Genomic DNA, 13,718 nt, shown 5'->3' with positions numbered 1-13,718 from the left:
GGACAAATGGCGAAGAAGAAAATCGAATCCGAATTCCGGCTTAGCCCGACATTGGCGCTCCAGCCCCTGGACACGGAGCATGCCCGGCGCGAATTGTCGGAGATCGCCGACGCCGCCGAGGAGGAGGGCTTTCCCGCCTCGCTGGATTCCTGGCGGGCGAGGGGCCGCCGCTGGACCTGCTGGCGGCCGTGTTCGATCTCTCGCCCTTCCTGCGCGATGTCGCGCGCCGCCGGCCGGCAATCCTCGACACGCTGTTCGATGGAACGATCGAAGCGCGGCTCGGCGCCATCGGCGAAGCGATCAGCGGCGCGGCCAAGTCGGACGACGCCTCGGAATCGAGCCTGATGATGGCGCTGCGGCAATGGAAGACGGAAGCGCATTTCCTGATCGCGATGGCCGATCTTTCGGGCGAGGCGGAGACCTCCGTGACGGTGCGCCGCCTCAGCGATTTGGCCGACGCCTGTACAAACGCCGCCGTCGATTTCCTGCTGCTCGACGCGCACCGGCAAGGCAAGCTCAAGCTGCCGAAGCCGGCGGTGCCGGCAAAGGATTCAGGCTGGATCCTGCTCGGCATGGGCAAGCTCGGCGCGCATGAGCTGAATTTTTCCTCCGATATCGACCTCGTCGTCTTCTTCGATCCGGAAGCGCCGGCCGTCATCGACCCGCTCGACGCGACCGAGCTGTTCTCCAGGCTCACCCGGCGGCTCGTGCGAATCCTGCAGGACCGCACCGAGCACGGCTATGTCTTCCGCACCGATCTCAGGCTCCGTCCCGATCCAGGCTCGACGCCGCTGGCGATCCCGGTCGAGGCCGCGCTTCGCTATTATGAGGCGCGCGGCCAGAACTGGGAGCGCGCCGCCATGATCAAGGCGCGCCCAGTTGCCGGCGACCTTGCCGCCGGCGCCGCCTTCCTCAAGGAATTGCAGCCCTATGTCTGGCGCAAATACATGGACTATGCCGCGATCGCCGACGTCCACTCGATCAAGCGCCAGATCCATGCCCATAAGGGTCATGGCGAGATCGCGGTGAAGGGCCACAATGTGAAGCTCGGCCGCGGCGGCATTCGCGAGATCGAGTTCTTCGTCCAGACCCAGCAGCTCATCGCCGGCGGCCGCTTCCCGGAGCTGCGCGGCCGCGAGACGGTGCCGATGCTGGGTGCGCTCGCCGCGCGCGGCTGGATCACCGCCGATGCGCGCGATGCGCTCACCCGGCAATACTGGTTCCTGCGCCGTGTCGAGCACGCCATCCAGATGGTGGCGGACGAGCAGACGCATATCCTGCCCGACAGCGACGAGGGGCTGGAACGCATTGCGCTGATGCTGGGCTTTGCCGGCGAGGCCGATTTCACGCAGGCCTTCCGCGCCTCGTTGCAGCAGGTCGAGCGGCACTATGCGGCGCTGTTCGAAACCGCTCCCGAACTGTCGGCCGGTATCGGCAATCTGGTCTTCACCGGCGATGTCGACGATCCTGACACGCTGCAGACCTTGCATCGCCTGGGCTTTCAGCGGCCGAGCGACATCTGTCGCGTCATCCGCGGCTGGCATTTCGGCCGCTACCGCGTCACCCAGTCTGCCGAAGCGCGTGAGCGGCTGACCGAACTGACGCCGGCGCTGCTCAAAGCCTTTGGCCAGACGCGACGCGCCGACGAGGCGCTGATCCGCTTCGACGAGTTCCTTGCCGGCCTGCCAGCGGGCATCCAGCTCTTCTCGCTGCTGCAATCGAACCCGGCGCTGCTCAAGCTGATGGCGACGATCATGGGCGCTGCCCCACGGCTGGCGGCCATCATCACGCGCCGCCCGCATGTTTTTGACGGGCTGCTCGACCCGGCGCTGCTCACCGAATTGCCGGATCGCGCCTATCTTTCGGCCCGCCTTGCCGCCTTCATCGAGGGCGACCACGCCTATGAGGACGTGCTCGATCGCCTGCGCATCTTTGCCGCCGAGCAGAAATTCCTGATCGGCGTGCGCTTGCTTGCCGGCTCGATCGATCCGGCGCGGGCGGGGCGTGCCTTTTCCGATCTCGCCGACCTCACCATCGAGGCGGCGCTTCAAGCGGTGATCGCCGAATTCGCGCAGCGCCATGGCAGCATCGCCAGGGGTAGGGTGGCGCTGCTCGGCATGGGCAAGCTCGGCAGCCGCGAGCTCACCGCCGGCTCCGATGTCGATCTCATCCTGCTCTATGACCATGACGCGGATGCCGAAGAGTCCGACGGCGACAAGCCGCTGGCGCCGTCGCATTACTATACCCGCATGACGCAGCGCCTGATCGCCGCCGTCTCGGCGCCGACCGCCGAAGGCGTGCTCTATGAACTGGACCTTCGCCTGCGCCCCTCCGGCAACAAGGGGCCGGTCGCCACCCATATCGACGCGTTCAAGAAATATCAGCGCCAGGATGCCTGGACCTGGGAGCACATGGCGCTGGCGAGGGCGCGCGCCATCGGCGGCGATGCCGAACTCTGCGCCGAGCTCGACGAAGAGGTGGCGGCGGTTCTGGCGCAGCCGCGCGACGCCGCCAAGGTGAAAGCCGAAGCCTCGGAGATGCGCGCGCTGATCGAAAAGGAAAAGCCGCCGCGCGACCTCTGGGACATCAAGCTGATCCCCGGCGGACTGATCGATCTCGAATTCATCGCCCAAGTCGCGACCATCACCGGCAATGTCGAGCCCGGCCGCCGGGTGACGGCGACAGCCGACATTCTGGCGCGGCTGGCTCCGGGTTTCGCGGGGGCGACATCCGCGAAGAGCTTGGCGAAGCCTACCGGCTTTATCTGGCCCTGACCCAGATGATCAGGCTTTGCCTCACCGGCGAGTTCCAGCGCGACGATGTCCCGCCGGGCCTCTCGGACCTGCTGCTGGCGGTCACCGACCTGCCGGATTTCGCTGTGCTGGAAGCGCATCTCAAGGAGACGTCGCGGAAGGTCAGGAGAGATTTTGATCGTCTGCTACGCGCGGGAGTGTTGCCATCAACCGTATCGTCGCCATGAGATTCCCGGGTGGCATATTAGTCACAGTTAATATTAATCGGCGATCCGGCCTTGCGCCATTGGCAGAGGCGTCCCGTAATGGGTCAATGGGTCTGGCACCGCAATTGCACTGCAGCAATGCCGGGGTCAATCATCACCCCGACGAAGGGGGGCCTCGCCGCTCCGCAAATGGAGCGGCGGGTTCTTTCAACGGCTGACTTGAAAGCCCCCCAAAATCGCCAAAACCTGGGGCGCTGGGCAACTATGGATCTTCAGAAATTCTTGGTGGGCATGTTCGCGGCGTCATTCATGGTGGCGATCTGGGCTGACATGGAAACTGGTTCCGTCTGGACGGCGCTCGGATGGGCAATGCTGGCCATGGTCATTCTGCAGGTCGGATATTTCGGTCTCGTCGTCGGCTTGGTCTATAGACGGGCATCGAAACGCGCCGAGGCGAGCCCGGCGTCGGCAGCCGTAAACGATCTAAACCCTACTAGCTCAGTTTAGCGGCCCAGTTCGTTGGGGTGGGTTCGACCAACCGCCGGGCCTGACCGGCGCGGGGGCAAGCCGGCTGAGCCAATCGTAATATTAGCAATTCTGCAATAGAACCCGAAGTGGACGTTTTCCCCTGTTTTGGGCAGCACAGCGGGCGTGGTCCGCCGGTGAACCGCTCTGACCTAAGCCGCGACCTTCACCGTGGCCGGCGCCTTCTTCAGCGGGATGCGCACCGACACGATGGTGCCGACGCCTTCGGTCGAGCGGATCTTCAGCGCGCCGCCCTGCAGCTCGGCCAGCGAGCGCGAGATGGCGAGGCCAAGGCCTGAGCCGGTGTGGTTCTTGGAGAACTGGTTCTGCACCTGCTCGAACGGCCGCCCGAGCTTGCTCAGCGCATGCTTGGGGATGCCGCAGCCATTGTCCTCGATGGTGAGCAGTAGCGCTCCCGACGTGTTGCGTGCCCGGACCGTGATCTTGCCGCCCTGGCCGGTGAACTTCACTGCATTGGAGAGCAGGTTGATGGCGATCTGCTTGATCGCGCGGCGGTCGGCGTAGACCCGCATCGCATCGGCGATGCGCGTCTCGACATTGATCGACTTTTCCGCCGCCTGCAGCGAGATCACCCGCACCGTCTCCTTGATCAGCGGGCAGAGGTCGATCTCCTCGCGGTCGAGCGAGAACTGGCCGGCCTCGATCTTCGACATGTCGAGGATATCGTTGATGACGCCGAGCAGGTATTTGCCGCTGCCGTTGATGTCGGTCGCGTACTCTTCGTAGCGCTCCGAGCCGAGCGGCCCGAACAGGCCCTGCTGCATCAGCTCGGAGAAGCCGATGATCGCGTTGAGCGGCGTGCGCAGCTCATGCGACATGTTGGCGAGGAATTCCGACTTGGCGCGATTGGCCGCCTCGGCGCGCTCGGTCTCCTTCATATATTTGCGGTTGAGCTCGACCAACTCGCTGGAGCGTTCCTCCTCGGCGCGGCGGGCGAGGCTGAGATCGTGGATCGTCGCCATCAGCCGGCGCTCGCTGTCGACCAGCTTCTCCTGATGCAGCTTGATCTGGGTGATGTCGGAGCCGACCGAGACGATGCCGCCGTCGCGGGTCCTGAGCTCGTTGACCTGCAGCCAGCGGCCGTCGGCAAGCTGGCGCTCCAGGGTGACGCCGCCATGCGGACCGTTGGCGTTGGCGAGCCTGCGCTCGGAGGCGAAGGCCAGCATCCGCTCCTCGAGCGCATCGCGACCGACGCCCGGCACGACGTCGCGGTCCGAGAGCCCATTGTCCTTCTGGAACTTCGAATTGCACATGATCAGCCGCTCGGAGGCATCCCACAGCACGAAGGATTCGTTGATGTTCTCGATCGCGGTTCTCAGCCGCATGTCGGCCGCTTCCGAACGCAGCGCCAGGTGCCGCTGCTCGGTGACGTCGACGGCGATGCCGATCAGCTGGATCTCCGGCGCTTCCGGGTCGATCACCTGGGCACGGGCCCGCATCCACACCCATTGTCCGTCGGCATGGCGCATGCGGAAGACCTGGTCGATATGGTCGATCTCGCGTTCGACGATGCGGTTGGCGAGCTCGAACAGGTCGCCGTCGTCCGGATGGATAATCTCGTCGACCTCTCCGAAGGAGAGCATCGTATCGCAGGGCTCGTAGCCCAGCATGTCGTACATCGAGCGCGACCAGTACATCTTGCCGCGCACCATGTCCCAGTCCCACAGCCCGCAGCGGCCGCGCACCAGCGCCATGTCGATGCGCTGATGCGCCTCGAGATAGATGCGGTCCGCCGCCTGGGCGCGCGCGGCCTGGCCGAAATAGGCATAGAGGATGACGATCAGCACGCCCGCCGTCAGCACGAACAGCGTGACGTTGAGCGACATCGACTTGCGCCAGCTGTCGAACACCGCTTCCTGCGGCACCAGCACGGCGGTCGCGTGCCCGCGGTCCCCGGTGAGGCTGACTGCGGCGAACCAATCCTTTCCGGCGATGCTGACATCCATCACGCCGGCGCGGTCGCCGAACATGAACAGCGGCTGGCCGCCAAGGACCAGACTGTCCAGCGTGCGGCCCTGCCAGCCGGTCGAAAGCGGCGAGACGGCGATGACCTTGAAGTTGCCGTCGGTGATGGCCAGCACATGGGCGCGGCTCATGGCGCCCTGGCGGCTGGTGCTTTCCAGCAGGCTGACGGCGTTGGCGCCCGCAACGTTGGGATCCGCCGTGATCGCCTGCGCCATCTGGCCGGCGGCTAAAGCCAGCACCGCCTTGGCGTCGCGCTCGATCTCGTCATGCTCGTTCATCAGTGACAGGAAGCGCAGCGCCGCGATAACGGCGAGGAAAATAACGATCAGCGCCGGGATCGACCGGCGAAGAAACGGCTCGGCGGCCAACAGCCGCTGATAGGTGGGTTCGGCGATCAGGCGCGCATTGCCGGCAAGTCCATCGCCCCTTGCCTTGCGACGCGCAAAAGCCTTCCCTCCGGGCGCGCCCCACGCGTCCGCCTTGGCCATAAATGGCACTCCCCGATCTGCCGTATACTGGATGATCCGGATACGCCGCACGCCCGAATCGCCATTAAAGAATCAAACGTGATTCGCCTTGTCCAGAGGGCCGGGCGAAAAAGATTAAAAGTTGATTGAAATTTAGCTGATCTCCCCCACGAGGAGGGAGATCGCTAGTCAAGCCAGCGTCCGCTCCACGATATCCCGCAGATCCGCCGACAGGTTCTCTACCTTCGCCATATCGAGCAGCGCCTGCTTGGCCTTGGCCTGGCGTCCGGGCTCCAGCGAGCGCCAGGAGCGCAGCGCGGTCGCCAGCCTCGCCGCCACTTGCGGGTTGCGCTTCTCGACCTCCAGCACCGTCTCGGCGAAGAGGCGGTAGCCTTCGCCGTCGGGGCGGTGGAAGCCGGTCTGGTTGGCGCTGGAGAAGGTGCCGATCAGCGAGCGCACGCGGTTCGGATTGGCGATCGAGAAGGCGGGGTGCAGCATCAGCGCGCGCACCTTGTCGACGGTCTTCGCGCCAGGCACGCCGGCCTGGATCTGGAACCATTTGTCGAGCACCAGCGCGTCGCCGCGATAGCGGCCCTCGAAGGCTGCCAGCGCCTCTTCGGCCTCGGCCGTGTCCGAATGGCGATGCGCCAGCACGGCCAGCGCCGCGGCACGGTCTGTCATGTTGGTGGCGGAATTGAAGTGCCGCGCGGCGAGGGCGCCGCCGCCCGGCAGCAGCGAAAGATAATCGAGCAGGATGTTGCGGAGCGCCCTGCGTCCGGCGCTCGCCGCGTCCGGGCTGAACGGACCCTTGTCGGCGAGGCTGTCATAGAGAGCGGAAAAGGCATCGCGATTTGTCCCGGCGATCGCCCGCGCCAGCGCCTCGCGCGCGGCGAAGATGGCGTCGGGGTTGATGCCCTTCCCGATGTCGCGGGCAATGTCGGCTTCACCAGGAAGCGTGAGCGCCAGTGCCCGGTAGGCCGGCTCCAGCGCCTCGTCGCCGGCGATCCTGCCGGCAAGCTCAGCCAGCCGTCCTGCGAAGGCCGGCTCCTTGCCGCCGAGGATCTGGCGGAAGGCGGCGATCAGCGCGTCGGTCAAAAGCGTGTTGAACGCCTGCCAGCGCGCGAAGGGGTCGCTGTCATGCGCCGCCAAGAAGAACTGGTCGTCCGCCTTCTGCTGCACCGAAAGCGTGATTGGCGCCGAGAAGCCGCGGTTGAGCGATACCGACGGCCGCTCCGAAACGCCGGAGAAGCGCACCGTGTGCCGGCGCTTGCGGATATGGATGACGCCGTCATCCACCGTCGCGCCCTCGACGGCCGTCCAGGTGACAGGCTGGCCGCCTGCGCCCACCAGGCCAAAGGCCAAAGGAATGTGCATCAGCCGCTTGCGGCTTTCCGACGGCGTCGGCGGCACCGACTGCTCGATCTCCAGCGTGAACTCCCTGGCCGCCGCATTGTGCGTGGAGCTCACCGTCAGGTTCGGCGTGCCGGCCTGATGGTACCAGAGCGCGAATTGCGCGAGGTCTCTGCCAGAGACGTCCTCGAAGACTTTCAAGAAGTCCTCGATCGTCGCGGCCTCGCCGTCATGCCGCTCGAAATAGAGGTCCATGCCGGCACGGAAGAGTTCCGGCCCGAGGATGGTGCGGATCATGCGCACCACTTCGGAACCTTTCTCGTAGACGGTCGCCGTGTAGAAATTGTTGATCTCGCGGTAGCGCCGCGGCCTGACCGGATGCGCCAGCGGCCCCTGGTCTTCCGGGAATTGATGCGCGCGCAGCGTGCGCACCTCGGCGATGCGCTTCACCGCCCGCGAGCGCTGGTCGGCGGAGTATTCGTGGTCGCGGTAAACGGTCAGCCCTTCCTTTAGGCAGAGCTGGAACCAGTCTCGGCAAGTGATTCTGTTGCCTGTCCAATTGTGGAAATACTCATGCGCGATGATCGCCTCGATATTGGCGAAGTCGGCATCCGTCGCGGTCTCCTCGTCGGCCAGCACATATTTGTCGTTGAAGACGTTGAGGCCCTTGTTCTCCATCGCGCCCATGTTGAAGTCGGACACGGCCACGATGTTGAAGACGTCGAGGTCGTATTCGCGGCCGAAGGCGTCCTCGTCCCATTTCATCGAGCGCTTCAGCGCGTCCATCGCATAGCCGGCAAGCCGCTCCTTGCCGGGCTCGACATAGATGCCGAGCTCGACCTCGCGGCCGGACATGGTGGTGAAGCTGCCCGCCACCCTGCCGAGCGCGCCCGCCACCAGCGCGAAAAGGTAGGAAGGCTTAGGGAAGGGGTCGTGCCAGACCGCGTAGTGCCGGCCATTAGCGAGCGCGCCGCGCTCGACGGGGTTGCCGTTGGAAAGCAGCAGCGGCGCCTCATTGTGCGGGGCTTCGATGCGCACGGTGTAGACCGACAGGATATCGGGTCGGTCGAGGAAATAGGTGATGCGGCGAAAGCCCTCGGCCTCGCATTGCGTGCAATAGACGTTGTTGGAGCGATAAAGGCCCATCAGCGCCTCGTTGCGCGAAGGCGCGATCTCGGTCTCCAGACGAAGCTCGAAACGCTGTGCCGCCGGCAGCTTCAGGATCGTCAGCCGGTCCGGCGTCGCCTCGTAGTCGCCGGCAGCGAGCGCCTGCCCGTCGATGGCTAGGCCAAGCAGCGTCAGCCCATCGCCGTCGAGCACCAGCGGCGCCGCCGGCGCGACGCCCTCGCGCCGTTCGATGGTGAGCAGCGCCGTAACATGGGTCGCGTCCGGCGACAGGCGGAAGTCGAGGCCGGTCCTCGGGATGAGATAGTCGCTGGGGCGATAGTCTTCGAGCTTGAAGACATGGCCGGTATCGGTGCGCATTCCTTGGGCTTTTCCTGTCGATTTCGGTCGGGAGCCAGCGTGGCCGGTCCAGGAATTTTGAGATGCGCGCTCTTTACACGAAACCGTCACGCGACAAAACCGCGGGATAGGGTGTGTTTCGCAATTCCGATTGCACACTTTTCCTGGAGTTGCTCTTAGGCTATTGGGCGGCTTCGTTTTCCGACATTCTGACGAGGCAAGATGACCGTCGATCATGCCGTCGGCCACAGCACGCTGCGCGGCATCACACTGAAAATCGTCTCGGTGACGGTTTTCGTCGGCATGCAGACCTGCATCAAGGCGGCCGGCGACGTGCCTGCCGGGCAGGTCGTCTTCTTCCGTTCCTTCTTCGCCATCTTCCCGATCATCGCCTTCCTGGCCTTCAAGGGCGAGCTCGCCACCGCCTTCACGACCAGGCGGCCGTTCAACCACATCGCGCGCGGCCTTGTCGGCGTCGGCGCCATGGGGCTCGGCTTCTTCGCGCTGACCAGATTGCCGTTGCCCGAGGCGATTACCCTCAACTACGCCCAGCCGCTGCTGGTCGTCGTGTTTTCCTCGATCTTCCTCGGCGAGACGATCCGCGTCTATCGCTGGAGCGCGGTCGTCGTCGGTCTTGCCGGCGTGCTGGTCATCTCCTGGCCCGAACTGACGCTGCTCAATTCCGATCAAGGCCTCGACGACAAGGAGGTGCTTGGCGTTATGGCCGCGCTGATCGCCGCCGCGATCTCGGCGGTCGCCATGCTCCTGGTGCGCAATCTCGTGCAGACGGAGAAGACGGCGACCATAGTGCTGTGGTTCTCGTCCACGGCTTCGGTGTTGTCGCTCTTCACCCTGCCTTTCGGCTGGCAGGTGCTGACGCCGCTTCAGGCGGCACTGCTTGTCTTCGCCGGCTTCTGTGGCGGGCTCGGCCAGATCCTGATGACGGCGGCCTACCGCCACGCCGAAGCCTCGGTCGTCGCGCCATTCGAATACACCTCGATGATCCTCGGCGTCGTCATCGGCTATTTCGTCTTCGGCGACGTGACCTCGCCCAACACGCTGGTCGGCGGCGTCATCGTGGTCGCCGCCGGCATCTTCATCATCTGGCGCGAGCGGCAGCTCGGCCTGGAGCGCACGCGCACCAGGACAGCCGCGCCGCCGCAGGGGTGATCGAAATCGCCGGCATCTAGACAAAGGTCACGGATGTTTCTCAGTCCATTAGGAATTTAAAATGAATGACAAAGAGCGACCTTACGTCCTTCACACCAACCGCGAACTGGAGATGATGCTTGCCCGAGCCAAACCGATGGCTGTGTTTGCTCACGAGAAAGTGGATGGCTTTGAGAAATCCGACGCACTGGCCAATCAGGACTTCGCGCCACACGTCGCCGCCGGGACGCTTTCGGAGCACTTGAGGACCAGAACGATCTCCCTGCCAAGCGGTACTGCGGTGGATATCGACTACTGGTTCTACACGCTCAAGGGCGAGGAATGGCGGGTCGAAGCATATTGGCTGCTTATCGATTTCCTCCACGACAGGGGTTGGTGCCCGCAATTCGAATGGCTGCAAGGAAAGCTGCTTGGGTACACCGATCAGGAGAATACCCATCATCTTTTGCGGACCTATCCGGCAGACCTGTGGGTTGCCGAGATTTGCAAGTCGCAGGATGCCGGATCGGCCGAAGCTTAGCTGCTCGTCGCATTGGCCCGCTCTTTCGCCAGCCGCACCAGCACCGCGCGTGTCTGCTCATCGGCCGGGAAAAAGGATTCGATCGCCAGTTCCGACAGGGTGACGTCCAGCGGCGTGCCGAACACGGTGATGGTGCTGATGAAGGAAAGCACCTGATCGCCATGCGCGAGCCTGAGCGGATGCACGATGCCGCTCGGCTCGACCGGAGCCGGCCGGCTGCTTTTCAAGCCGGACGGATAGGCGCGCAGCTCGCGCTCCAATTCGATCAGCACCGGATCGCCGGTCGCGTCGTTCTGGTGCTTCAGCCGCTCCAAGAGATGCGCGCGCCATTCCGCCAGATTGACGATGCGCGGCGCCACGCCACCGGGATGCAGGCTCAGCCTCAGCACATTGACCGGGGATTGGAGCAGCGACTGTTCGGAGATATCGGCGAGGAATGGGGCGATCGCTGCATTGGCGGAAACAAGATTCCAGTGCCGGTCCACCGCCAGCGCCGGAAAAGGCTCGTGGCCCTTGAGCACGGTCTCGACGGCGGCCACCGCCGGTGCCAGCGTGGCGTCGGTCAGTGGCTTTTCGCTGAAGCTCGGCGCGAAGCCTGCCGCAAGCAGCAGCTGGTTGCGCTGTCGCAGCGGGATCGACAGCTGCTCGGCCAGATGCAGCACCATCTCGCGCGACGGCTGCGCGCGGCCGCTTTCGACGAAGGAGAGATGCCGCTGCGAGATATCGGCCTCCATAGCGAGATCGAGCTGGCTCATGCGCCGGCGCGTGCGCCACTCGCGGATCAGGCTGCCGGCGGAGGGTTCGGGTGTGGTCATGAGGGGATGATTAGGGCGGCGGCTGAGCGTTTCAACTACCTGGGAGGTTATGGCTCCCCCTTCTCCCCTTGGGCAGGGCTGTCCGGGGAAAGTTAGACATAGTCGAGGCTCATCTGATCGGGAGAGCAGCGGGGGTACCTTCGACTTGGATTGACGGGCGGCGGTTTGTCGATGGCGGCGATGTGGCGCCGCTCGAACAGGCATCGTGTCACCAGGTCGGTGAAGCGCAGGATCGGCAGTGCAACGCGATATGCGCGCGCTGCAATGCGCAACAGCGCATAGGCGATCATGGCGGCGAAGAGCTGCAGGCGGATGGCGTTGTCATTGTTGCCGAGGAACTTACGGATCTTGAGGTGCTGCTTGATCCAGCGGAACAGGAGCTCAATCTGCCAGCGCCCCTTGTAGAGGGCTGCTATGTCGGCGGCCGAGCGCTCGAGATCGTTGGTCAGCAGCGTGATGGTGTCGCCTTCGTCTCGCTTCACGATGATGCGACGCAAGCGGATCGGCAGTTTGGAATCGCCTTTGCTGGCAAAGCTCACCTCGGCATCCTCAAGCACGGTGAAGCCATCGCCGTGCATGGCTGCGAGGGGACGATCGCACACCAGCTTGAGCCCCATGTTGGTTTTGGGCCGGGTGACGAAGAAGGCTTGCGCCGCCGCGATCGCCGTCCACCAGCCGTAGTGGCAGTAACCCTTGTCGAACACGTAGGTCGCACCGTCTTCGATAGAGATGGTGCGGCCGATCTGGGCGTCGTTGACGTTGGCATCGGTGATGTCGAGGACGCGCGGACAGTCGCTGTCTGGATCATAGACGATATGCAGCTTCATGCCGCGGATGCGGCCGTTCGACTTGGCCCAGTCGCAAAGCTTGCCGAGCGGGATGGGCGTGGAATCGATCAGCCGCAGCATGGCACTGCCTTCGCGACGCATCTGCCGGTCGAGTTGGCCTGCAAGCAGGGCGAACGTCTCGGCGAAGACGGCTACAGGGCGGCGCCGGTTGGCGTCCGACAAGGTCGAGCGCCGCAACAGGTCGCTGCCGAGGTGGTAATGGTGCTGGCAGTTGGCGTTCCAGCCGGCTTGCAGGCTGCGAAGGCTCGTCGCGCCGCTGAGCTGAGCATAGATCAACACCACGAGATGGTCCCAGCTCTTGAACGACTTGTCATAGGCATCCCCATCATGGCTATCCACAATCGTCTGGAAGCGGCGACGATTGATCGGTTCAACCAGCTTGCCAAGAATGCTAGGCGTAAAGCGCATGCCCCGTTCCCTTTCTGAGTCTCGACAACCAGAAGGTAGACGGAAAATCCCCGTCTTACGGGGCATGCACATGCGGCATTTCGATTCACCCGAACCTTTCCCCGGACAGCCCTGCCCCTTGTGGGGGAAGGTGGCCGAGCGAAGCTCGGTCGGATGAGGGGTGTTCCAGCGGAGTGAGACGCTGGCATTCCCTGGAGCACCCCTCATCCGGCCGCTTCGCGGCCACCTTCTCCCACAAGGGGAGAAGGGGAAGGCGCCAACGCCTGCAACTTCGCCTTGACCTCGAGAAAATCCCGCCAGGCCAGCTTCTTGTGCGCTGGCGTCCGCAACAGATAGGCCGGGTGCAGCGTCGGCATCGCCGGAATGGCAATCCCGGAAGCCGTCGTGTGCACACGCCAGTTGCCGCGCAGGCGCAGGATGCCTTCGGCCGTGTTGAGCAGCGTCTTGGCCGACGGACCACCCAGATTGACCAGCACTTTCGGATTGACCAGCTCGATCTGCCTTTCGATAAAGGGCCGGCAGATTTCGGTCTCATGGGGCGTCGGCGTACGATTGCCCGGCGGCCGCCACGGGATGACGTTGGCGATATAGGCCGAGGCCCGGTCAAGGCCGATCGCCGCCAGCATGCGATCGAGCAGCCGGCCGGAGCGGCCAACAAAGGGCAGGCCCTCCAAATCCTCGTCGCGGCCCGGCGCCTCGCCGACCAGCATAAGGTCGGCGTTGGGATTGCCGTCGGCGAAGACCAGGTTCTTGGCGGTGAATTTGAGGTTGCAGCCGTCGAAGGCGGCCATCTGTTGGCGCAGCTCATCGAGCGTCGTCGCGCGGGCGGCAAGCTGCCGCGCGAGCAGGACCTGCCCCTCGTCGGGAACGGCCGCGGCTGCAGGCGGCCGGGCGGGTGCGTCCGGAATATTGCTGGCATCGAGGCCGGAGAAGGGCGCCGGCGGGTTCTCAGCTTGTTCGGGAGCCTGCTCGGGTACCGTTCGGCTCTCGGGCGCGGCTTCGCGGCGCGGCGCGGCCGGCGCGCGCTCGGCAGGCCTGCGTTCGGCCGGCCCGCGTCCAGGTGGCATTGCCGCCGCTTCGGCAAACCGATTGATAGGCTCGTCTTCGAGCGCGTCCTCGACGCCGGCGCTGGCATAGAAGGCGAGCAGTTCGGCGATCTCGGCTGGCGTTCTGGGGGAGGCGGCAGTCATGGCGCCACCATTGTCC

At 64.7% G+C, this 13,718-nt stretch carries 8 protein-coding genes and 1 pseudogene; 4 read left to right on the top strand and 5 right to left on the bottom strand.

Annotation, left to right across the window (positions count from 1 at the left end; genetic code table 11):
- Positions 1-6: 6 nt before the first annotated feature.
- Both EJ072_RS02075 and EJ072_RS36490 read left to right on the top strand, forming a co-directional pair.
- Positions 7-2,980 (top strand): annotated as a pseudogene (locus tag EJ072_RS02075) (bifunctional [glutamine synthetase] adenylyltransferase/[glutamine synthetase]-adenylyl-L-tyrosine phosphorylase).
- A 78-nt stretch (positions 2,981-3,058) separates the two neighbouring features.
- Entirely contained in the window at positions 3,059-3,466 is a 408-nt protein-coding gene (locus EJ072_RS36490; RefSeq protein ID WP_245467160.1) for a hypothetical protein, read from the top strand.
- Positions 3,467-3,636: 170 nt separating this feature from the next.
- Here the strand turns inward: EJ072_RS36490 and EJ072_RS02065 are convergent, their stop codons facing one another.
- Both EJ072_RS02065 and pepN read right to left on the bottom strand, forming a co-directional pair.
- Positions 3,637-5,958: a PAS domain-containing sensor histidine kinase gene (locus EJ072_RS02065; protein ID WP_126078357.1), complete on the bottom strand. Its 2,322-nt coding sequence runs from the start codon at positions 5,956-5,958 to the stop codon at positions 3,637-3,639.
- Positions 5,959-6,126: 168 nt separating this feature from the next.
- On the bottom strand, positions 6,127-8,772 hold the full coding sequence (gene pepN, locus EJ072_RS02060; RefSeq protein ID WP_126078356.1) for an aminopeptidase N: 2,646 nt from the start codon (positions 8,770-8,772) through the stop codon (positions 6,127-6,129).
- A gap of 201 nt (positions 8,773-8,973) precedes the next feature.
- Here pepN and EJ072_RS02055 point away from each other — a divergent pair, with 201 nt between their 5' ends.
- Together EJ072_RS02055 and EJ072_RS02050 are read left to right on the top strand one after the other, a co-directional pair.
- Entirely contained in the window at positions 8,974-9,921 is a 948-nt protein-coding gene (locus tag EJ072_RS02055; protein ID WP_126078355.1) for a DMT family transporter, read from the top strand.
- Positions 9,922-9,982: 61 nt separating this feature from the next.
- Positions 9,983-10,441 (top strand): hypothetical protein, encoded by a 459-nt coding sequence (locus EJ072_RS02050; RefSeq protein ID WP_126078354.1) that lies wholly within the window; start codon positions 9,983-9,985, stop codon positions 10,439-10,441.
- On the opposite strand, the gene EJ072_RS02045 is transcribed toward EJ072_RS02050, so the two are convergent.
- From EJ072_RS02045 to EJ072_RS02035, 3 genes are all read right to left on the bottom strand, one after another.
- Positions 10,438-11,256: a helix-turn-helix transcriptional regulator gene (locus EJ072_RS02045; RefSeq protein ID WP_126078353.1), complete on the bottom strand. Its 819-nt coding sequence runs from the start codon at positions 11,254-11,256 to the stop codon at positions 10,438-10,440. The genes EJ072_RS02050 and EJ072_RS02045 overlap by 4 nt on opposite strands.
- Before the next feature lie 92 nt (positions 11,257-11,348).
- Complete coding sequence (locus EJ072_RS02040) at positions 11,349-12,512, bottom strand: IS4 family transposase (RefSeq protein ID WP_126078352.1); 1,164 nt, start codon at positions 12,510-12,512, stop codon at positions 11,349-11,351.
- Positions 12,513-12,715: 203 nt separating this feature from the next.
- Entirely contained in the window at positions 12,716-13,702 is a 987-nt protein-coding gene (locus EJ072_RS02035) for a uracil-DNA glycosylase (RefSeq protein WP_126078351.1), read from the bottom strand.
- Between the last annotated feature and the right edge of the window lie 16 nt (positions 13,703-13,718).

The organism is Mesorhizobium sp. M2A.F.Ca.ET.046.03.2.1 (genome assembly GCF_003952425.1).
Lineage (GTDB): Bacteria > Pseudomonadota > Alphaproteobacteria > Rhizobiales > Rhizobiaceae > Mesorhizobium.
This window is presented reverse-complemented; position numbering and strand designations above follow the sequence as displayed.